Genomic DNA, 21598 nt, shown 5'->3' on the forward strand with positions numbered 1-21598 from the left:
CTCCTGTCCCGGGCGCTTGATGGTCTGACGGACTCCATGAGCGCTGCGGGAGGCTTTCGCAACAACAGGGTCGCCGGTTCAAATCCTTTCAACTGCCCGACTGCGGAATAGCTGGCCGATGATTCTTTTCCCATTTAAGGGCGCCCTGCCAGACAGGCCGCGGGTCATGCTCTTTCAACCGCAGTGAAATAGAGACGATCCCTTTCCCGAGGTCCAAGTTCGGTCGGTGAAAAATATACATCCGTCGCCCATTCGTCGACTCTGTGCAGAACCTGGTCGACGAGGGCGCCGGGCTGGTTCAATGTCTCGTTGAAGATTGGACTGGCTGCATCAGAGGTGCCAGGACACCTTTTGAAATTACCTCCGCTAGGGGCGCACATCTGCTGTACAAGCAACGGCAGAAGCCAAAACAGTCCGACAACATGAGCCTGCCGCGTTCGCACAGCGGCTTTTAACGCGAGTTTTGAGTCCGATGCCTCGAATGTCGCGAGATCCCGGGCGCCAGGATTGCGGCTGTTCCACTCGCGCCACCAGGCGTTGTTGCGGGGGAAGCCGGCCGTTGCGAAATGTCTGACGGGGTTGCGCAGGATCTTTCGTCGAGACGGCGCTGCCGATGCGGTACCCACTCGAACATGTTGCGCGCCCGTGCGCTTGCCACGAAGAAAAAGCCGGGATGTTTCGGCAAAGATCTCGTGACCGTTGCGATCATAGTCCCGTTGGTGACCACCCCAATTCAAATAAGCGGAGTAGAAGAAACCCGAAACCTTATCGTCGATGACGACGTCTGCGCTGTCATCGACTATCCAATCCCTCAATGCGGCGTCCGTTTCATTGGCGAGGTCCACAAAGCCCGGATGCCCTTTGAGAAACCGATGCGGTGAGTGGGTGGTGCCCTCCAACATCACGTCATTCGATTGCGTCGAGGCGACGGCCTGCATGGCCACGACATAGCCCGGATCATAAAGAGTGTCTGCGTCAACTTGGAGGATCAAAAGCTTGTCGGCCGAGACGTCCTGCCGGCGCGCTATGTCCGCGGCAGCCACGATCCCGCGGGATCGTGCAGGCACATAGCCTCTCACTGGCTCTTCGGAGATGATGATTTCACCCGGTGCTGAGCGTTCCTTGATGGCACGCATCACCTCCAATGTACCATCGGTCGAGCCGTTGTCGACCAGAATGAAGACCGCGTTCCCGCTGCCTGACTCTCCAGAAGCCGATCTGAGCGAGTCTAGCGAGGCCTCAAGTGTTCCTCGCTCGTTGAGACAGGGCATGACCACTGCAGTTAGCATCAGCGCTCCTCCCAGACAGTTCAAGTTTCTTCCACCGGACCTCCCTGGCTGTCGGATCCCCGATGCCAGACCATCACTTTCTGGCGCTCCTCCGGCGGTGTCGTATCGACGAATCCTGCTTGCTCCGCGGCTCGGGCCGAAGCGATGTTCGCCTTTTGCATATGGGCGTAAATCGTGTCGTAGCGACTGGCGCGTGCAGCCTTGGCATAGGCAATCTGTCCTATGTGCCGGCCCTGACTCGCCAAATTAAGGTAGATCTGTATCGAGGCATGCAGTCCAAGCGGCGGCGCATTGATCAAATTGATGAACACGGTCCCGCAGCGTTTGCCGTTGACCTCGATGCGCCAAGCTTCCCCGTCATGTCCACCGCCTCGTCCTTTGGTTCCCGGCGTTCGTACGAGGACGACCTGATCAGAAGCGACCGGCTCTCGGTGAGCCGCCCGTGGTGAGGGGGAGCGCGGCTTGGCGCGCCGCTTGCCCGGCTTCTGTCGTTGGCCGATGGTCCTAACCATCACTCAGTCCCAGCCCATCGACAAGGCGTCGATCGGCCTCTTGCCAGAACTCGGCCGGGAAGAAGCCAGGTGAAAAGGCGATGACAACGTCGTCGATGCGCGCTGAAATATCGGACAGGCTCAACACGCTCACCAGCTCGTCGATTCGTGCCATGATGACGTCTCGTGGAGGATCAAGCGGCGACTCATGCTGCGACCAGTCGCTATCCCCATCATAACGGTTGTTGAAGTAGTCCAGGTCGATATGAAGAAGAAAGCGCCGATTCCACGTGCCCGCGAGCCAATCTTCGATGCTTGGGGTCAACAGATATGTCGACGGCCCGGTATGCGGCTCCAAAGCCCGGAGGGCCACGGACGGACGGGACGCCGACGGGTCAAGCAGGCTGTCGGAAACTAGGCCTGGCTCAATTCGGAAGATCCTGGTGGACCGAGCCTTCGGCGGCTGGCAGAGATGCCGAACCTCGCATCGGGGAAAGCGATGCAGGAAGGGCGTCATAAAGCTTCCCATGCCGATAGCGCCGCTGGCGATGGCGTTTATCACGGAAACGGGGTCCGACAGGGTAACCGCGCTGCCGCTGATCATATCGGACCAACCATTTGCTTCGACACGCAGGCGTGGGGATCCGAGGTCCCGATGATCGTCGACATGGAGGATGATCGGCTGCCTTTCGGGGTCGGACTGGCGCGTCATCCATTCGCTCCAACTCGCCAGTGTCCAGCTGTCATAGAGGCAACGTAGGAGCTTGCCGCTTCTGCGTTGAGCGGCGAACATGGTCTCATACCACACACCGCCACCCCACCACGCAAGTCCGGCGGCGAGAGCGGGATCGACATGACGCTCCGGATCGGCCGGCCACGCAAGGCTCAGCTCCCATGCGTCGCCGCAATTAATAGCGCTTGCATCAATATCGCAGAAGTAATCGCGAAGGGCGGTATGGCGCTCGCCAGGCTCGGAGGGAAGGGAGCCCAGCGCGATTCGCATGGTTAGGCAGCAACCCGGCGCCTGGTGGCTCGCCGCCTCCAGCACGTCAGTCAAGGCGACGCCCAGTTCCGTCAGCTCGCATTGACGCAACGTCGCGATTCCGAGCTCAAGGTTCCGCTCAGTATCGCGCAGCTGTTTTGCTGCGCGGTCCTTCATGCGGACAGGCCCGTGGAAGAGGATGTGCCGCCACAGGCGTTGCAACTCGACGAAGACAAAGACGGCGTGAAGTAATCCCGAGGGCGGTCGAAGATCTGCCCGCCATGGAGAGACTACCCGCGGCGCAAAGCGGCTAACGGTAGGGGCGAAGCGTTCGAGCAGATAGAGCTTCTGATGGCGATGCTCGTGGACTAGCGAGTCGGCGAGATCGAAAGGATCGATCAGCTTTCCGTCCTGTATGACCGAGACGAAGAGGGTTCCAGGCACGGAATCGTCGCTGAAGGAGACGATCTTCTCCGGATCCGCTGTCGGATCCCGGACAAACTGGACCGCCTGGCATGCCAGCAGCATTTCGTCGGCAAGAGCCGGACGCCAGCTGCGGACGATTTCGAAGGCTTCTTCGACCACTTTACGAGCAACCCCTGCAACATCTTCACGCTCGAAAATGATCTGGTCTCCAAACGGCAGCTGGAGCCAGGCATCGTTCTGTGCGACATCCCACTTGATGGCCGCGTCCGCGGATTGAGACCTCAACACATCGACGAGATAGGCGATATCGGCAAATATCGGCTTTCCGTCTACGTCGTGTATCTGGCGCCCGTGTGCCTGCGCCAGAAACGCGTGGGTCCAGGCGACCATTCCCGGTCGTCTCGCAAGGCGAGCAAAGGCGTCGACGTCAAGCCCGGCGAGCTCGCGAGCAATCTCCGTTGCCTCAGGTCCAGTCTTTTCCAGCTCAACCAACACCTCGCGCAGACGTTCAGAATAGGTGAGGTCGGCATCTGCCCGAAGGAGCGTCACGGCCGCGCCGGCGGTCTCCGCCCGCTCAAATTCACTGAGATTGAAGGTTTCAGGAAGGCGGTTCGACAGATCCTCTTCCTCGGCGGTTAGATCCTGTAAGAGGCGCGCTTTGACATGTGAGATCAGCGCAAAGAGTTCGCCGCAGTAAACCGAAGGGTTGTTGAATCCGTCGGCGCCGAAGCGGTGAGGTACCGATCCACCTCCGCAGATGTCGACGACCTGACAACTGAGACAGTTTTCGCTGAGGCCATCCTTGCTGAGGAGAGTTCGATGCCGCTCGATTACCGGGGAGGCGGCTGCTGCGCTAATTGCCATATCCCGAACAGTGCCATGCAGATCGGAAATGCGATCGCCGACGATCTTCAAAACGTCCAGATCATGATAGCCGCCGTCGGTTTCAATCGACAGCAGATTGACGTCACCGAAGCCAAATGCATCGGTCGCCGAGGGTAGTCCCACCGCAACATCAAGGAGAGCCTCGAAGGTTCGAAGTGAGATGTGAGGATAGCGGTCGAACCAGCAGTCAAACGCGCGGAGGAGCCAGTCTTTATAAATGTCGGGCTCCGCCTCACGACTAGGTGGCGGACGCATATGATGAGCATCCGGCAGCAGCAAATCGAGCTTCGGCGGGTTGATGTCGTTGAAAAACGCGAGGAGATCCTCAGGATCAGCCTTGGCATCGATCACCGCGATGACACCTGCAAAAATCTTCGGACGGGCCTGTAGTTGGCGATAGGCTTCCATTACCCTATCAAAGCTTGATCGCCCTTTGCGTGTGGTGCGATGCCGATCATTGTCAACCTTTGAGCCGTCGAGACTCAATGATACCGAAATGTCGGCTGCCTCGAGTGCTGTAAGAACCGCTTCGGTGACGAGCAGACCGTTCGTCTGCATTGCGAAATCCAGTTTTACATCTTGGCCAACGGCATGACGCAATTTTTCAGCAAAGTCGGTGATGCTTTCAACCCCGGCCAAGAGAGGTTCGCCTCCATGAAAAATGACGACGGCTCGTCGCAGCCCTTCACTTTTCACATACTCGGCCAGCCGTTCGGCAAAGGCCTGCTTTATATCAGGAGACATAATTTTGGGCATGGATCTCCAGCTCTGATCGGCATGGTGATACACGTAACAATAATCACAATCGAGATTGCAGCGTGAGGCTATCTTGACCAGGAACGACGTAATGCGCGCCGTCACGGCACAACCGTTTCGTTAAGAGCGATTATGCCGATGATGCATGCGGTCGTAGCTGGTAATTACTTCACTGGCCTCTGCATTGGCAAGGACGCGGCTACGCAGACGCTGAAGGGCTGGGTTTCCGGATTGACTGCGTAGAACCGAGGCCTTCACGGGCTCGTCAGCGACTTTTTCTTCCTGCAAAATATCAGACATTTTGAATCTCCAATTTGCACAAGATGCAACTTATACGGTTCGCGCAAAGTTGCAATACTTTCCAAGCACAATCGCGGTCTAAAATTGGTTGGCGCATTTCGCTGGAAGTCTTGCGAAAGCGCGGATCCGAAACTGGGGTGTCAAAGCTGATTAGATGCGCGACGCTGTCAGCCGGTTAGAAACGCGACACTTGCGCTTCGGATTAGCCGCCGATCCGACCGGCTGGACCGGGTTGCAAGGGAGGAGCGGGGGCGGGTGAGGAACACCCTTCGGCTTTAGCTTTGAGACTATGAGTGCAGGCGATCATTCCGCGGCCTCCATGCGCGCCAGCGCCTTCTGCCTTTTTGCGATGACCTCCGGATCATTCATGAAGTCCGTCCGCCGGCCAGGCTTGCGGCCACGCTTCTGATAACCATTGCCCTGGCTGCCATCGGGAATACCGAACATATGATCCGTCTGGCCGGTGCGGCGAGGGCCGCTCTTACTGCGCTGCTGTTCCCGCCCAGCCTGCAGCTCGGCGACGACGGAAAGCATGTCGTCGAGACGCTTGTTCTCGACAACCTCTGCCCGGTGGACCGACCGCAATGTATCGAAGGTTCTGTAGGGCAGGGTGAAGCTCTCGTGCATGATCTCGAGGCGGCCGTCCGGGTAGTCGCAGACAACGACCTTCTTTCCCGCCAGCCCTCTGGCCCGCTCCGTCGGATCGAGAATGAACAAGACCTTGTCGTAACGGAGCGTCAGGGACTGCGACAGTGTGCGGACTTCCTTGCGGCACATGGCGCCATCGAGATTCTCATGCGCGGCAAGCGGCCGGTGCATGTCCTTCGGATTGCGTGGCGGTTTGCCAAAACGGGAATTGAAATCCGCAATGAATTCTGATGCATAGCCGTTGGCCGCCTCGATCGTATCGATGCCGCGAAGCCGCATCTCCTTGACCAGCCGGTCCTGCAGCGTCTGGTTGGCGCGTTCCACACGGCCCTTTGCCTGCGGAGTATTGGCGCAGATGATGTCGATGTTCAGCTCATAAAGCGCACGACCAAACTGCGTCAGGCCGCTCGTGCGGTCTTTCTCCGACGCATGGGTCGAACGAAAGACACCATGCTTGTCGCTGTAGAAGGCCAGAGGTTTACCCCATTGCTGCAGATAAGCCTTTGTCGCATGCAGGTAGTCGAACGTGTTCTCTGACCCAGCGAACCGCAGATGCAGCAACTTGCCGGTGGCGTCATCGATATAGACAAGCAGGGCGCATTTGGGACCACGGTTCTCAAACCACCAGTGATGCGATCCATCGATCTGCACGAGTTCGCCGAAACAGTCGCGCCGGCCGCGCGGCTGGAAAACCCGCTGCTTACGCTCACGCCGCGAGATCCAGATGCCGGCCTCGGTCATCCATTGCCGCAGCGTCTCCTTGGCGACCGAGATCTGATGCAGTTCCATCAGCTTCTCGCGCGCCAGCGTCGGACCGAAATCCAGATAGCGCTCCCGGATCAGATCCAGCGCCGCATTGCGAAACTCCTCGCTGTGGCGCCGGTTGCTCGGCTGTGATCGCTTCTTGGAAACAAGGCCGGCTGGACCATTCCGGTCATAAGCCTGCAGCAGCCGATGGACCTGACTTCGACTGAGGTCGAGCAGTTCGGCGGCCTGGACGACGCTCAGGCGCTCGTCACGAATCTTCTGGATAACTTCGAGGCGATGCAATTCTTTCTGCGACATGGTGATCATAAAGGACATGACGACTCCGACCGCTCATGGTCTCGACCAGGCTGAAGATCGTCATCCTTGCTCCCGACGTTGGCATTGACCAGTGCGTAGAGAGGCGAGACTGTCGCATCTCTAACTGGCCCAACTGTCGCATTACTAAATAGCCGCTACATGGGGTATGAAAGTTCTTATTCAGATATTCTACACCGATCGTGAATTCAGACGTTGCACCGCTTCCATAGGCATAGTAGCCATCTTTACGATATTGCTGAGTTTTGCGCGGATCGCTTAGGGGTATTCAGTTCGATTCCTTTTCAAAGGTCCCGGCAGCGGTTGGAGACTTGGCAGGCAGTCCATCATTTGTTCTCCAAGAGACTGCCATTCTCTAAATCTGAAGCCTACTTCATCCTTATGGAAACGGCTCTTCGGGCGATATTATCTGCGATATCATGATCAAGAATGGAGTTGGGAAGCTCCTCAATCGGCTGTCGTAAAATTTTCAAATTGTTGAGCATTCGAACGATCTCGTTGCATATTGCGTCTTCGTGCGGGTCGTTGTAGCGCGGCAGGCCTCGTTCGGTTTCAGACGAGAAAATCCTATTTGCAATAGTCAGGTAAATTGCCTCTGATCCACTCAAACTCATATAGTTCTTCGTATTTCGAGCGTTCATCATCATGTGATAAAAGGTCACCGGGTAGTTCTGCCACTTCTTATTATGAAGCTCGATCTTCGAGAAATCGGAAGATTGTATCGCCGTTATTAGGCTGGATAGATAGTATCTAGAAAGATTTTTCCGTTTTGCGTTGGCCCGCAATGCTGCTTCAAGTAAGCAGTCCATAAAGGCGAGATTGACTTCACTATCGTCGATTGCGCTATCTGAATCTACGACGCCGCCAATTTCTACTTCAAGATACTTTATATCAAAATATTGAACCCATTTTCCTTTTTCGGGGCCAACGGGAAAAGAGCTCCTGCAGATAAAAGGTTCAATTTTTTCTGTTATAGAAGCTCGATCAACCGAGAATCCTATTCCCTTGAAGTTCTCCTGTGAGTAATAAACTGCCACAGCTGCCGGTCCAAATGATGCTCCAGAAATGTCGATGACGTGGGAGTCAGACGCAGTTTCCTCTCGGCTATTAGACACTTCCTCTAATCGTCCTTCACAAAGGGCAGATTTGAAGAATATTTCCGATGAGAAGAGAATCCATCGCAGACGTGTGGCGAATTTTAAAAGTTCAATTGCGTCATCGCATTCAATATAAACGCTGTCGGAAAAGTATCGAACCTTAGTGTTCGCCTTTATATGTTGCGCCTGCTCCTGAAGTGTCCGGCTGAATGTCCTGATCTTGTCTGGATATTCATTTTTTTTGATTTTGGCGCTGTCCTTCGTTCCGAGCAGATCAATGAAAGCAATCCAGGGGCGATCGGAGTTTGCTGTGCCTTGCATCATTTCTTCCCCACGTAAATTCGTGACAAATAGATTGCCTCGGCTCCAACTGCGTCCCGAATATTAGTGGGAATGGTGTCCCCCGACTTAAAACCAAAACGCTTCCTACCTTTTCCTCGAACGTCCAGCACAGTGAAAATAGGTAGTATCTTGTTGCGAAGTTTCGGATTTGTTCGGGCTTCTAGTGAGCGACGTTGGACAACTAGGTGATGAATTCCGGCAGGAAGGTTTGCTAGCGCTTCCTTTAAACGAAAAGGCGAGATCTGATTTTTAAATGTAGGATAGGACAACAATATTGTCAGTAATTTTTCGCGGGTGAAATCAATCTCATTGAGCAAATCAAGAAAAAACGCATCCCAGAGCCGACAGAAATCCGAGAGGTGAGTCGCGCTGCCGAATGCGCGGCCGTTTCGGGCGAGGGATGAAAAAGAGACATAAGGGATAGCAGCGTCCTGCACTAAGCCCATTTTAAACGCGAATTCAACTTTTCGCTGGAATAGCAACGGCATAGATCGAGTTTCAAGGAAAGAGGCCAGAATCTTACTTGGTAAGAATCCGGAGCAAAAACTGAAATCGAGCAAAAAATCGGCAACGTCGTCTGCAAGCTTTCTATTGCTTGAAAAAGTAAGCAGGTGGCTACTGTCAATAGGATGCGCGCTCGGTTGCTCCACGCTCTCCTGTAGCTGGATTGCTATCAACAACGGAGTTGTCGTCGAAAGCGAGGGAAGTCTATCCCAGTTGCTGTCCGAAACTACAAAGCGAAACTGCGATCCACAGGGTACGGCGAAGCCTCTATTTGCGGCGTATCTACTAAAATCTCTGTGCGTTGGCGATCCAACGACAGCAATTAGATGCAGTCCAAACAGCCGCACGCCGTGGTTGTTGGCCATATGTATTTTTGCTGGGAGAAGCTTTCTTTCCCAAATCTTATTCAATAGTGGGCTAGGAAATAGTGAAACATTTTCTGGTCCAATCGCAGCTAATAATACTCTTTCGCCAACTCCCACCCTAGTCCCCATTACTCTGAAACAAGAATTATAGGCTATTATTTATTTCGAGCCTTTGCAAGTATCGGTTGCTGTCAGTGTCGAGATTAAATTCCGGTGCGGCTGAAGCATTCTTCGCTGTTTAAAATGCTGGCGTCCTACCGCCGCAGGCGATGCCTGCATTATGTTTTCACCGTCAAGTTGACCGATGTCGACAACCACGCATCTGGCAGCCACCGGATCTGGGAAAGCCTTCAAAAACAGACAGTTGATCAGAGCGTAGCGAGGGTCGTGGGTTCTGACCTGCCACGGAAGTTTCATCCGGCTGCGATTAGAGCCTCGGCGGCTTTGAATACGCCAACTGGCGCGGTGGGAGCAACCGGCGGAAACGCGAAGCTTTCATCTTGCGCAGCGTTGGAGCCGGTTGCGGCGATGCTCCCGGCGTAGCCTGCCGGGGTCTGGTATCCGAGCGACGAGTGTGGCCGGAAATGGTTATACAACACGACGACAGAACACCCACGGGACCGAGGTTCGCGAGCTTATGTATCCGTGGCATCCCTGGTCCGGACGGCTCGTTCACGTGCATGATGCGGTGTCCAAAGGGACGCATATTTTCCGCTGCAGCCTTTCTGGTTCTTCTTCTGGTCGACTTCTTGAGGTCCCGTCGTGGATGTTCGACCGATCAGTGAGTGGTTGTTGGCGCAGCTTGGCGGTCCCGCACGTCGATCTCGCAAGCCTGCATACTTTGGCAAGATTGCTGAAGGACGCTGATGCGTCATCGCAATCTTCGGTAATGGGCGCAGCATTGGTCTCTCACGAAACGAGTCGGAGAGATGTTCATGCCTCGCCAGCCCATGACATGCCAGTTCGATCTGTTCTCGGCCCCGCAGCGGGGGAAGACGGCAGGGACGCCGCAATGGTCGGAGTTGCCGGAGGAGACTCGCCAAGCGTTGACGGTGCTCATCGTGCGGCTGTTCGTCGATCACGCAAAGTGCGGACATGCCTCCCAACAGAAGGAGGCCGGTCATGATGCATGAGAAGATCGGGCCGCATCATCTGGAGCGGAAGGCCATCCTCTATGTTCGGCAGTCCTCGGCTCACCAGGTTCTGCACAATCGAGAGAGCAGCGCCCTCCAGTACGCCATGCGCGACCGTCTGGCAGCGCTTGGATGGTCACAGATAGAGACGGTGGATGACGACCTTGGTCGTTCGGCCGCCGGCGGCGTGACCCGCGCTGGATTTGATCGGATGGTGGCGGAAGTCTGCCTTGGCAAGGTTGGCGCCGTGGCCGCGCGTGAGGTATCGCGCTTCGCCCGGAACAGCCGCGATTGGCAGCAACTCATCGAGATGTGCCGCGTTGTCGATACCGTCCTGGTCGACCAGGAAGCAGTTTATGCGCCCCGCCAGGGCAACGACCGCCTGCTCCTGGGTTTGAAGGGCAGCCTCAACGAGTGTGAACTCGATCTCTTGCGTCAGCGTTCCCTTTCCGCCCGCTATGAGAAGGCTCGCCGCGGTGAACTCGTCGTCACTGTTCCGGCCGGCTTCGTAAAGGCCGGTGATAGGATCGAGAAGGATCCAGACCGACGCATCCAGGAAGCCATCGCACTCGTCTTCAACAAGGTCACCGAACTCGGGAGTGCCCGGCAGGCCTTGCTATGGTTCCTTGAGCAGGGGTTGGACCTGCCCGTCAGGTGCGCCAACGGTGACGTCATCTGGCGCAGGCCAAATTATGCCACCATCCACCGGATGATTGCGAACCCGATCTACGGCGGCGCTTATGCTTATGGTAAGAGTCGTTCCGTACCGGGATACGATGGCCGATCTGGAATTCGCCGCAAGGCGCGTGATGAATGGGTTGCCCTGATCCCGGACGCGCACGAAGGTTACATCAGTTGGGAACGGGCGGAGGAGATCCGCAAGATGGTCAGCGACAATGTACCGTCCAGTCGCCATCATGGAGCGCCGAAGCATGGCGACGCTCTGCTTGCCGGCCTGTTCCGCTGCAAAAGGTGCGGCCGGAAGCTGACGGTTCGTTACACAGGAGCCAACCATAACATCCCGCGCTATTCCTGTTGGCGTGGTCTACTCGATAATGGCGAACCACGTTGCATCGCCTTCGGCGGTCTGCGGGTCGATGATGCGATCGAGGAGGCGCTGCTCTGCGTGGTCGAACCGGGAGCCATCGCGGCCGCCGTTGAGGCGGAACGCAATATGGCCAGCCAACGCGATCAGGTTCAGGATGCCCTGCTGCGCGACCTCGAGGCAGCACGCTATGTAGCCGACCGGGCATTCCGGCAATATGACGCGGCCGATCCGGAAAACAGACTTGTAACGTCGGAGCTGGAGGCGCGCTGGAACAAGGCGCACTGACTGGCGTCGGCGAGATCGAGGCCAAGATTGCCAAACATCGGACAGTTACGCCGCAGCCGTTCCCTATGTCCGCATCACAGGTAACCGCACTTGCGGGAAACCTTCGCACCGTCTGGACGGCGCCGACAACCGATGCAAGACTGAAGAAGCGCATCGTGCGCACGCTCATCAATGAAGTGGTCGCCGATCTCGATGATGGAACCTCTGAGATCGTCCTCGTCATTCATTGGGTTGGAGGCGTCCACACCGAGCTGCGCCTGCCGAAGCGACGCCGTGGCCAAAGAAACGCGACCCCTGACGACATTGTCGACGCTGTGAGACAGCTCATCTTGATCCCCAATGACGACGTGATTGCCGGTGTCCTCAATCGCAACGGATTGACGACCGGCAATGGCAATCGCTGGACACGGGAGCGGGTCACCGCGCTGAGGTCATATCGCAAGATTCCGGTCTTCCGTCCGCAGATCGACGGGGTCGAGCCATGGCTTAATCTGGGCGGTGCGGCGAAGTTACTCGGGATAACGCCAAAGACGCTGCGTCTGGCGGCCGAGGCTGGCGATATTGAGGGGGTTCATCCGCTACCCGATGGCCCATGGATCTTCAGCCGTTCCAAACTCGCGACCCCACAAGCACGTCAGATCCTCGATCGTGCCCGGAAGAACCCTCGCCACCCCGCGGGATCGCCTCGAGATCAGGAAAGCCTATTCCCTTCAATGACATAGAAAGATGGGTGTTATGAAACAGGATTGTAGTCGTCAGCCCATTCAGCAATGGCGCTGCGGGCATGATCGAGGCCGAAGAAGAGGCTCTCGTTGAGCAACTCGTCGCGCATCCGACCGTTGAAACTCTCGACATAGCCGTTCTGCATCGGCTTCCCCCGCGATGTAGTGCCACTCCACCTTGTGATCCCTCGACCAGGCGAGAATGGCATTCGACGTTAGTTCGGTGCCGTTGTCGGAGACAATCATTCCGGGCTTGCCGCGTCGTTCGATCAGCGTCGTCAGTTCTCGAGCAACACGTCGACCAGAGATAGACGTGTCCGGGATCGCTGCCAGGCATTCGCGCGTCACGTCATCAACGACATTCAAGACCCGGAATCGTCTGCCGCAGGCAAACTGGTCGTGGACGAAATCCAGCGACCAGCGGGCATTGGCTTTCGCCTCGACCAGGATCGGTGCACGCGTGCCGACAGCACGCCGCCGGGCCTTTCGCTTGCGAACGGAAAGCCCTTCCTCGCGATAAAGACGGTATATGCGATTGACGCCGGACGGCTCTCCATCTCGCCGAAGCAGGATGAACAGCCGACGATAGCCGAAACGCCGCCGCTCGTTGGCGAGGTCGCGCAGCTTCGCTCGCAGATCGACCTCCGGCGGTCGACTTGACCGATAACGGATCGTCTTGCGGTCGGCAGATATGATCTGGCAGGCCCGACGCTCCGAAAGACCCATGACGGCCTTCAGATGCGTGACGGCTTCACGCTTGGCGGCAGGCCCTACCATTTTTTTGCAAGAAGCTCGCGGAGTGCGGCTGCATCCAGCATCTGCTCGGCCAGCAACTTCTTTAGCCTGGCATTCTCGTCCTCGAGCGCCTTCAGACGCTTCGCCTCGGAGACGTCCATGCCGCCAAATTTGGCTTTCCAGTTATAAAACGTCGCTTCTGAAATCCCGTGCTTGCGGCAGAGGTCGGCTGCCTTCGCGCCAGCCTCCTGCTCCTTCAGCACCGCAATAATCTGCTCTTCCGTAAATCGCTGCTTCTTCATTCGTCCGTCCTTTAACAGGCCGGACTCTAATCCATTCTGGAGGAAATTCTCAGTGGCAGGTCAGTGGCTAGGGCTGAGTGTCTCTGGTGCGGCGCGACGAAAAGATTTCGGACTGCTGAAAAGACCGAGATGAAACGTTGCAAACCTCCGACGGATCGAAAGCCCTGCATCATCCGCTCTCGTTTTCGAAGCGGCACGTGAGAATTCTCTGCGCGATTGTTAAGGCCCTTGTGCGATCGATGTTCGACAGCGGGCATCACGTCCCGTTTTGCCGCGCCGTATGAGCGCAGTTTGTCGGTGATGATGCGCTTCGGTGACAGGCCCTGCTTCTTCAGCAGCCTGACCAGCAATCTCTTGGCAGCCTTGGTATCGCGGCGGGTCTGGACGATCTCATCGAGAACGTAGCCGTCCTGGTCAACGGCGCGCCAAAGCCAATGTTTTTGACCGCCGATGGAAATCACGACCTCGTCCAGATGCCAGATATCCTTCCGCGACGGCTTCTTTCTATGCAACTGCTTGGCGTAGGCCGCCCCGAATTTGCGGCACCACCGCCGTATCGTTTCGTAAGAAACGACGATGCCGCGCTCCAGCAACATTTCCTCGACCAGCCGCAGGCTCAACGGGAATCGGAAATACAGCCAGACCGCACGGGCGATGATCTGCGGTGGAAAGCGGTGGTTCTTGTAGCTGATGGTCGATGAGGTCATCTCAACCGTATTATCCGCCACCCGTTAAGTTGCCGACAACGTGACATCGCCCTTGATCTTGCTAGTGGTGAGATTGTTTGTCCGATCTGACCGTGGATGATGTTGGCGATCCGACCGCTTTGCCAGGTCTTCTGGATCAGATTGATGGCCCAGTTGCCAAGTTTATCGCTGATGGCGCCTATGACGGAGCGCCGACCCGTGATCTTCTGGAGACACGCTTCGGCGAGATCGTGGAGATCATTATCCCGCCTCCCAAGACAGCAGTTGAAAGTCCGCAATCGGCGTTCAATCCAACGGTACGGGACCGCCATATCGCCGAAATCGAAAACAAGGGCCGGATGGCTTGCAGAAATCCACCGGCAATAACCAGCGCAGCCGGGTGGAGACCCAGATGGGTAGATGGAAGACGGTCATTGGGCCAAAACTCAAAGCGAGGAACTTCGACAATCAGAAAACAGAAGCCAAGATCGGCATCCACGTTCTCAACCGGATGACTGAACTTGGCCGTCCAGAATTCCGGCGTGTTGTATGAAAAATCCCAAGGGTGGGGTTATCTCGTACAGAATCTGATCCCTGCAACACGTCCTCGGCGATCAGCCTCCCCCTCTACCAAATTTGAGGACAATGCGATCTCCGCTTAATTTCTTCCTGCACGGGTCGTAAGTCGCAGTTCCAGATGGCCCGATTAACCGAAATTCTCGACATCCAACTTACGTCATCGTCGTCACTATTGTCGGCTTCGCGACAAGCATTCTTCCTCGCTCAATCGCGTATTTTCCGCCCACGTAACTGAAATAGCAGCAAATAATTGTTTGTCAGCCCAATCGGGCGGCTTGGCACGAATCTTGAGAGCTATTGCAAGGCAGCGGAACGGCCTCCGCATCCGCACATGAAGGAACGCCAAGCATGCCCAACCTAAAGGTAGGTGACACAGCTCCCTCAATGGACTCCGCTGAACAATCCTTGATCGATCGCATCTGGACGGCGATAGAGGCGAAGGATTGGAAGACGGCACTTTCGTTACTTGAAGATGGCATCAGTGTTATGCCGGACAGCCTCTCCCTAGTCCAGTTATATATAGACACGCTGATTGACGAATGGGGAGACATGGAGGAAGGCTGCCTATTGCTACACAAATTTGTCCGCCTTGCAATTGAGAAGGACGCAAAAGACTGGCTTCTTGGAGCGATGTATCAACTCTTTAACTCATCGCATGACTACTCGCGATTTCCATTTGGTGAACGCTTATCGATGGGCAAGGCGCTCTCCAAGCACATCCTGACACTGTGCCAGTGGGAAAATGCCAGTTCAAGGGCGGATTACTATCAGGCCATGGCCTACTTCTTCCATGAGATCGACAACAACGACGTGGCAGTGGAGTTGTTCGAGATGGCTCTGAGTTTGGCAAAGGGGCTGCCCATCCAAGACGAAGTGAAGCAGCTAGAGCAGATCCTGCGATCGATGAATCGATTGTGAGGTGACGTGGCGCCGCGAAGTTGATTCAACATCCACAGCGAAGAGGTGGATGATGGCACGAGCACTGAGCGATGATCTTCGGTTACGCGTATTGAAAGCGTCTGCGGCGGGCATGTCTGCACGGCAGGCTGCCGCCCGGTTTGGGGTTGGGATTTCGACGGCAATCCGTTGGATCGCAAGGGCCAGCGATGGTGAACCGACATCACGGCCGCAAGGTTGGCGACGGTCCTCGAGCTTGGATGCCCACGAGGCGTTCGTTGTCGAGATGATCGACGATCGCAAGGACGTGACGCTCGACGAAATGGTCGAGCGTCTGTGCGTTGAGCGGCAGGTCGGCATCAGCCGGAGTGCGCTCGGTGCTTGGCTGCGACGCCGCGGGTGGACGTTTAAAAAAAGTCCGCACATGCATTGGAGCAGGATCGACTGGATGTCCTGAAGCGCCGGCGAGCCTGGTTTGATGACCAGCTCGATCTCGCTCCGGAAAAGCTGATCTTTATAGACGAGACCGGACTGTCGAGGCGTTGGTGCATGGGTCCGGACTTGTACGGATGTCGATCTTTGAAGCGGCAGACTATGCCGTGGCCGCCTTGCGGCGGGCGGATTTCGGGCGTGCGCAGGCAGCACCGATTCCAGCAAGCCTTCTGCCTGGCGCAGCCGCAGGCCAAACACAAGGCCCAGCGTCAAGGTGGTCTCGATCGCCAGATCAGAATAGCGGTGCTGGCCGCCACGTGTCTTGCGTCTTGGCGCTTGCCACCTGGACAGGGCTTCCGGCGTCACCCACAGGGTCAAACTGCCGCGATGACGAAGTCCTGCCTCATATTCTGGCCAGTTCGTCACCCTGAACTTCATCTTCTCAATATGATGGCGGCGGCTGGTATTGTGTTTGAAAGGCATGGCTACGCTACAAAGGCTATTGCGGTTACCGCTTGCCTAACCCACACCAATAAAAGATCCGTGCACCAACGCCCAACGCAACCACACATTATATTCGAATATTTGAATATGCTCTTGATGGTTTAATTGCTCTGAGATACATTCTCTAATTGTAATGGCACACGGTGTTCTTCTCGTTGCCGATTTTGAATCTGAACATCTCACGCCGCCGCATGGTTGCGGTTTGCAGTAGAATTGGGGGATTTTACATGTCATTTCAGTTGCAGGGACGCTGGACCTATAGAAGCTATCGAAACGACGCCGCGCTTGTTGCGGGTAATGAGCAGAAGGCACTCCAAGACATCTTTGGCGAGGGTATCTTCACGCTTGCCGTGTCGAACGGGAAAGTGACCGGAGCACTTGATATGGGGTCCGGCTACGTTCTCGACCTCAGCGGCCCGGTGGTGCCAGTCAGCGGCGGAGAGGTTCAAATTGCCTTCACGATAATCGGCACGGGCCGATCGGGAACGCCAACCGCTGGTTGGGAATACGATTACCATGGCACTGACGCCTTTACCTGGCCGAAGGGTATCGACCAGGTCCCGGCTATTGTTGGCTCGGTACTTCGCGCGAAGCCGCATAACGGCTCTCCAGCCGGGTATGTCGCTTCGTTCATCGCCATCAAGCGGGCGTGACCGCACGGACGCATTTCATCTCAGCGCAGATACCAGCCGCTTGTTCGTAAACAACGAGGCAGGCGAGCGCGAACAAGACACAATCGCGGCGGCCCTAATCCTTGAATTTCAGGCACTTTTAACCGCAAGGGGAGACAGATGATGTCGGTGAGCAAGATAGCGTTTGGGACTGTCTGGGGGTATGGTCTAGTAGTTTCAGTTATGCTCGGAGCGAGCATCCTGCCAGTGCCGGCTTCCGCCCAGCAGGCAGAGCCACGTTTCTCCAATCCTCCTGTCCTGGAGGAAACGCGGCCCGGTCAGGCACCGATGAGCCGATTCAGGAAGGCGCAGGCACCGGTCGCCTCGTCGGGCCGGCGGCAACTCGACCTAACCGTCAAATTCATCGAGAACGGCATCTACAATCCCGCGAGCGGCCGTGTCGACAAGGTCAGGCTTCGCGGTTACACGGGCGCCGGTGTCGATCCTAAGGCGCCCTATGTGGCACCCGTCATTGAGGCAGCGCCGGGAGAGAGGATCACGGTTGCGCTCCACAACGACCTTCCCGAGGACGCCAGCTGCGCCGGACACGGCGACATGAATCAGCCGCATTGCTTCAACGGGACGAACCTGCACTCGCATGGCCTTTGGGTCAGTCCGACGGGCAACAGCGACAATGTGCTGATCTCGATCAATCCCGGCAAGAGCTTCACCTATTTCTACGACTTGCCGGATGAGCATCCCGCGGGCACATTCTGGTATCATTCGCATCGGCATGGATCGACCGCGCTTCAGGTGTCCAGCGGCATGGCTGGTGCATTGGTCGTGCGTGGCAATCGGCCGCCGACGCAGACTGCCAATGGCGATCTCGATACTTTGCTGAAAGAGGCCGACGGCCAGCCGATGCAGGAGCAGCTGCTGGTGTTTCAGCAGATCCAGTATGCCTGCTTCGATACGGACGGGAAGATCAAGACGAGAGTCGTCGATGGGAAGGTCGTCGCCTGGATTTGCGATCCGGGTGACACAGGCGAGATTCGCAATTACGACCAGTTCGGTCCCCCGACATGGGGGCAGTCTGGGCGCTATACGACCATCAACGGGCTAGTTCAGCCTCGTTTTGAGTCAAAGGTGGGTCAAGTCGAGCGCTGGCGGATGATCCATGGCGGTGTGCGCGAGACGCTTACCGTCGCCTTTCGCCCACGCCGGACGGGCGCTCCAGTATATAAGGCGACCACGGCCGAAGCAGCAGCCGATTATATAAGGCAGAACTGCGTCGGAGAGCCAATCCCTTACCATCTTGTGGCGGCGGACGGGCTCACCACCGCCACGGCCCGGTCGACCGTCAATGCGACGCTGCAGCCGGGCTATCGTTTCGATGCGCTTGTGATGTTCCCGACGGCCGGTGACTACTGCGTCGTCAACGAGCCGCTTCCCGGCACAGCAAGCGTTACGCGCGCGGATCAAGAACGCCAACTGCTCGCCACCGTGTCGGTCGCGGCCGGGTCTCCGGTCAGCAATATTGACTCGGCTTTGACTGACGCACTCGTGGCGGCCGCGGAGCGGACGATGCCCACGGATGTCAGGGCCGCGGTCGTTGCCGATCTCAAAGACGGCCTCAAACTGACCCGGTTCGTACCTCATCCGGATGTTAGCGACGACGAAATCACCGGAACGCAGGAACTGGTCTTTTTCATCGATCTCAATGGTGACGTTGCGAAGTTCGAGGTGGGCAACAAATCGTTCGATCCGAAGAACTTCGATCCTACAACATTCAAGCCGCGCTCATACGACCCCAACTATGTCGACCGTGCTCTGCCACTGGGTGGTGTCGAAGAGTGGACCTTGCAATCGGCATTCGTCGGCCATCCGTTTCACATTCACGTCAACCCTTTCCAGATCGTGGAGATCCTCGATCCGAACGGCATCGACGTCAGCGCCCCGGGAGCCGTTGACAAAGGCGGCGGTATTATCGACCCGCAATATCCCGGCTTGAAGGGTGTCTGGAAGGACACCCTCTGGGTCAAGAGCCTCATCACCAATCCGGCTGACTTCCCGGCTAAGCTCGCCTCATCGACATACAAGATCAAGATTCGCACCAGATATGAGCGCTTCATCGGCCAATATGTCCTGCATTGCCATATCCTCGACCATGAAGATCAGGGGATGATGCAAAATATCTGTATCGAATTGCCTGATGGCGGCGGGGCGAATTGCGTACGGCTGCTGCGGCCGGCCGACGGTCAGCAATCAACGGCTACACATCACTGACTTTGAGTAGAAACGGTCTTTGAACCAAGGGAGAGCGATATGAGCATCACACGTAGATCTGTCATCGTCCAGGGCGGGGTTATCGGCGCTGGAGTGCTGGCCAGCGGATTGCCGGGAATAAAGGCGTTTGCGCAGATATCGCCACTCCCTTGGCGACGCTCCCTTCAAGGATTGGCCTGGAACGATCCGATTGTCGCAACCTATCGCGATGCGGTGCGTATCCTCAAGGCCATGCCCGCCAGCGAGAAATTCAACTGGGTCAAGCTCTCGGAAATTCATGGCAGCCCGAGCGGTTTCAAATATTGCCCACACGGCAACTGGTATTTCCTGCCATGGCATAGGGCGTTTACGGCGATGTACGAGCGCATCGTCCGGCAGGTGACCAAGAACAATGATTTCGCTATGCCCTTCTGGGATTGGACCGCAAATCCTTACTTGCCTGATATTTTCACGATGCAAAAAACACCTGATCACAAGGAGAACCCTCTTTATGTGGCAACCCGCACCTGGCGGCCCACCCAGCCGATGCCGAACAACATCGTAGGGCAAGGAGTACTCAACAGCATATTGGCGTCAACGCCATACGAAATCTTCGGCACCAGCCGTCCCCGCGGTCAGAATTCGCTCGATCCATCATGGATCACCGGCGGTGGCGGCACGCAAGGCATATTGGAGGCTACTCCGCACAATCAGGTGCACAACAATATCGGCGGGTATATGCCCACCGCGTCGTCTCCGCGCGATCCGATATTTTTCATGCATCACGCCAATATCGACCGCATCTGGGCGACGTGGAATCTCCGCAATTCCAACAGCGCCGACCCGCTCTGGACCAACATGCCGTTCAACGAGAACTTCTACAATGTCGACGGCAGTTTCTGGTCCCCCAAGGTCTCCGATCTCTATATTCCGGAAGAGCTCGGATACACCTATGGCTTCAGGAATTACTTCAAGGTTGCGACCGCGAGCGCCAAGACACTTGCTCTCGATAACAAGCTTTCATCCGTCATCGCAGAAACGACGTCTGATGCCGCTGTTGCGGGGTTGACGACTGCCTTTGTAGAAAACAGCAAGGCAGCAACGCGAAATGCACCGCTTTCCTTGCCGGTCAAGATCCCCGCCGGTGCATTGCAGGGCATCTTCAGTCAACCTCCCTTGCCCTCCGGCATGGAGACGATGGACTTTGGCGCCGCGCGGGAGCAGGCGGCTTCCGCTCCACGCGTCTTGGCGTTCCTGCGCGATGTCGAAATTACCGATCCCAAGACAACGAGCGTTCGTGTCTTCCTCGGCAAGCATGATCTCAAGGCGGATACACCCGTTACCGATCCCCACTATGTCGGCTCCTTCGCCGTCCTCGACCACAGTGGCGATCATCACGGCGCCCATGGTCATCGACCGCCGCCATCCTTCGTCCTTGATCTCACGGACGCGATCCAGCGGGTTTATGGCGGCGGGCATGCGGACGGCGAAGATATCAATCTGCAGTTGGTTCCGGTCGGAGCGGGAGCGGGCAAGCCAGGCTCTGCGAAACCAGCAAGGCTAGAAATAGCCATAGTATCCGCCTAGGATCTGGACCGGGCTGAGAGGTGGAGAGGTCGATGCGCTATCATCTTATGGTACTCATCGCGATCTGCGCGGCGGCAACAGTCTTAATGTTGCGTGTCATCAGCCCGGTCCACGCCAATGAGGGTGACATGCAGGCGACAGTCGGCGAGCCGGCAACGATAGCTATCTCCGGTGCAACAGAAGCTGCGCCGGCTGATGTCGGCACGCGGATCGTCGTCACCATCAACGGTTACGAACCTTCGAAAACGGGGCCTGTAACAACAGTCGTTTCGGTGCACTGCGGCGACAATACGCAGGAAATCGGCCGGTTCGGCATTTTCCCGGACGAGGCGTTTTCAGCATCAGCAGGAGCCCAACCCCAGCGGTTCAGCTTTCCCCTGCCCGACGATCCGGCCTGCCGCCAGCCGCGTGCCGTCACTATCCATCTTGAACCGCAAACGGGCAATGGCGCAGGTGCCAGCCTCAATATCGGTGATGTAAGCCGCGAATAACCTAGGCCGGATCGGCTTCTCCACTTGCAGGGTAACATCCGCGATGTCGTTCCCTGGCACCTTAATGTTTGGATGACACCAGTTTGGCAACGTGATTTTAGTCGCTGTCTGGGGACCGTGGGTCGGGTGCGGCCATGTCCCGACACAATGCGT

At 56.7% G+C, this 21598-nt stretch carries 13 protein-coding genes and 7 pseudogenes; 9 read left to right on the top strand and 11 right to left on the bottom strand.

Annotated elements, in window-relative coordinates:
- Positions 1-164 precede the first annotated feature (164 nt).
- From BA011_RS26295 to BA011_RS42235, 8 genes and pseudogenes are all read right to left on the bottom strand, one after another.
- Entirely contained in the window at positions 165-1289 is a 1125-nt protein-coding gene (locus tag BA011_RS26295) for a glycosyltransferase family 2 protein (protein WP_065282942.1), read from the bottom strand.
- Positions 1290-1309: 20 nt separating this feature from the next.
- Complete coding sequence (locus BA011_RS26300) at positions 1310-1801, bottom strand: GNAT family N-acetyltransferase (protein WP_065282943.1); 492 nt, start codon at positions 1799-1801, stop codon at positions 1310-1312.
- Positions 1794-4934: a cyclophane-forming radical SAM/SPASM peptide maturase YhhB gene (yhhB, locus tag BA011_RS45270; protein ID WP_335727687.1), complete on the bottom strand. Its 3141-nt coding sequence runs from the start codon at positions 4932-4934 to the stop codon at positions 1794-1796. Before yhhB ends, BA011_RS26300 begins: the two co-directional genes overlap by 8 nt.
- Before the next feature lie 15 nt (positions 4935-4949).
- Positions 4950-5129, bottom strand: coding sequence for a YhhA family cyclophane-containing RiPP (gene yhhA / locus BA011_RS42230; RefSeq protein WP_151343578.1), 180 nt, complete (start codon positions 5127-5129; stop codon positions 4950-4952).
- Between the two features lie 303 nt (positions 5130-5432).
- Positions 5433-6860, bottom strand: coding sequence for an ISNCY family transposase (locus tag BA011_RS26315; RefSeq protein WP_065279332.1), 1428 nt, complete (start codon positions 6858-6860; stop codon positions 5433-5435).
- A gap of 368 nt (positions 6861-7228) precedes the next feature.
- Positions 7229-8278, bottom strand: coding sequence for a hypothetical protein (locus tag BA011_RS26320; RefSeq protein ID WP_065282944.1), 1050 nt, complete (start codon positions 8276-8278; stop codon positions 7229-7231).
- Entirely contained in the window at positions 8278-9285 is a 1008-nt protein-coding gene (locus BA011_RS26325) for a hypothetical protein (protein ID WP_210191785.1), read from the bottom strand. Before BA011_RS26325 ends, BA011_RS26320 begins: the two co-directional genes overlap by 1 nt.
- Before the next feature lie 296 nt (positions 9286-9581).
- Positions 9582-9761, bottom strand: a pseudogene (locus BA011_RS42235) (IS3 family transposase); the annotation flags it as partial.
- A gap of 342 nt (positions 9762-10103) precedes the next feature.
- Here BA011_RS42235 and BA011_RS26330 point away from each other — a divergent pair.
- Positions 10104-10301: a hypothetical protein gene (locus BA011_RS26330; RefSeq protein WP_065283532.1), complete on the top strand. Its 198-nt coding sequence runs from the start codon at positions 10104-10106 to the stop codon at positions 10299-10301.
- Positions 10291-12356, top strand: a pseudogene (locus tag BA011_RS26335) (recombinase family protein). The gene BA011_RS26330 and the pseudogene BA011_RS26335 overlap by 11 nt, the downstream one beginning before the upstream one ends.
- A gap of 23 nt (positions 12357-12379) precedes the next feature.
- Here BA011_RS26335 and BA011_RS26340 read toward each other — a convergent pair.
- Together BA011_RS26340 and BA011_RS26350 are read right to left on the bottom strand one after the other, a co-directional pair.
- A pseudogene (locus BA011_RS26340) lies at positions 12380-13393 on the bottom strand (IS3 family transposase); the annotation flags it as partial.
- Positions 13394-13419: 26 nt separating this feature from the next.
- Positions 13420-14147 (bottom strand): annotated as a pseudogene (locus tag BA011_RS26350) (IS6 family transposase).
- 1 nt (position 14148) lies between these two features.
- On the opposite strand from BA011_RS26350, the pseudogene BA011_RS42245 reads away from it, so the two are divergent.
- The 3 genes and pseudogenes from BA011_RS42245 to BA011_RS26365 form a co-directional block, all read left to right on the top strand.
- Positions 14149-14632 (top strand): annotated as a pseudogene (locus tag BA011_RS42245) (transposase); the annotation flags it as partial.
- 374 nt (positions 14633-15006) lie between these two features.
- Positions 15007-15576 carry a hypothetical protein gene (locus tag BA011_RS26360; RefSeq protein ID WP_065282949.1) on the top strand — a complete coding sequence of 190 codons (570 nt, stop codon included), beginning with the start codon at positions 15007-15009 and terminating at the stop codon, positions 15574-15576.
- Between the two features lie 52 nt (positions 15577-15628).
- Positions 15629-16098 (top strand): annotated as a pseudogene (locus BA011_RS26365) (helix-turn-helix domain-containing protein); the annotation flags it as partial.
- 54 nt (positions 16099-16152) lie between these two features.
- Here BA011_RS26365 and BA011_RS42250 read toward each other — a convergent pair.
- Positions 16153-16470, bottom strand: a pseudogene (locus BA011_RS42250) (transposase); the annotation flags it as partial.
- A 248-nt stretch (positions 16471-16718) separates the two neighbouring features.
- Here BA011_RS42250 and BA011_RS26375 point away from each other — a divergent pair.
- From BA011_RS26375 to BA011_RS26390, 4 genes are all read left to right on the top strand, one after another.
- On the top strand, positions 16719-17144 hold the full coding sequence (locus BA011_RS26375) for a hypothetical protein (RefSeq protein ID WP_065283533.1): 426 nt from the start codon (positions 16719-16721) through the stop codon (positions 17142-17144).
- A gap of 654 nt (positions 17145-17798) precedes the next feature.
- A complete protein-coding gene (locus tag BA011_RS26380) occupies positions 17799-19388 on the top strand; it encodes a multicopper oxidase family protein (protein ID WP_335727688.1) in 1590 nt (529 codons plus the stop codon).
- Positions 19389-19427: 39 nt separating this feature from the next.
- Complete coding sequence (locus BA011_RS26385) at positions 19428-20954, top strand: tyrosinase family protein (RefSeq protein ID WP_065282953.1); 1527 nt, start codon at positions 19428-19430, stop codon at positions 20952-20954.
- 32 nt (positions 20955-20986) lie between these two features.
- On the top strand, positions 20987-21445 hold the full coding sequence (locus BA011_RS26390; protein WP_065282954.1) for a hypothetical protein: 459 nt from the start codon (positions 20987-20989) through the stop codon (positions 21443-21445).
- The last annotated feature ends 153 nt before the right edge of the window (positions 21446-21598 follow it).

Origin of the sequence: Rhizobium leguminosarum, from assembly GCF_001679785.1 — a bacterium.
Lineage (GTDB): Bacteria > Pseudomonadota > Alphaproteobacteria > Rhizobiales > Rhizobiaceae > Rhizobium > Rhizobium leguminosarum_R.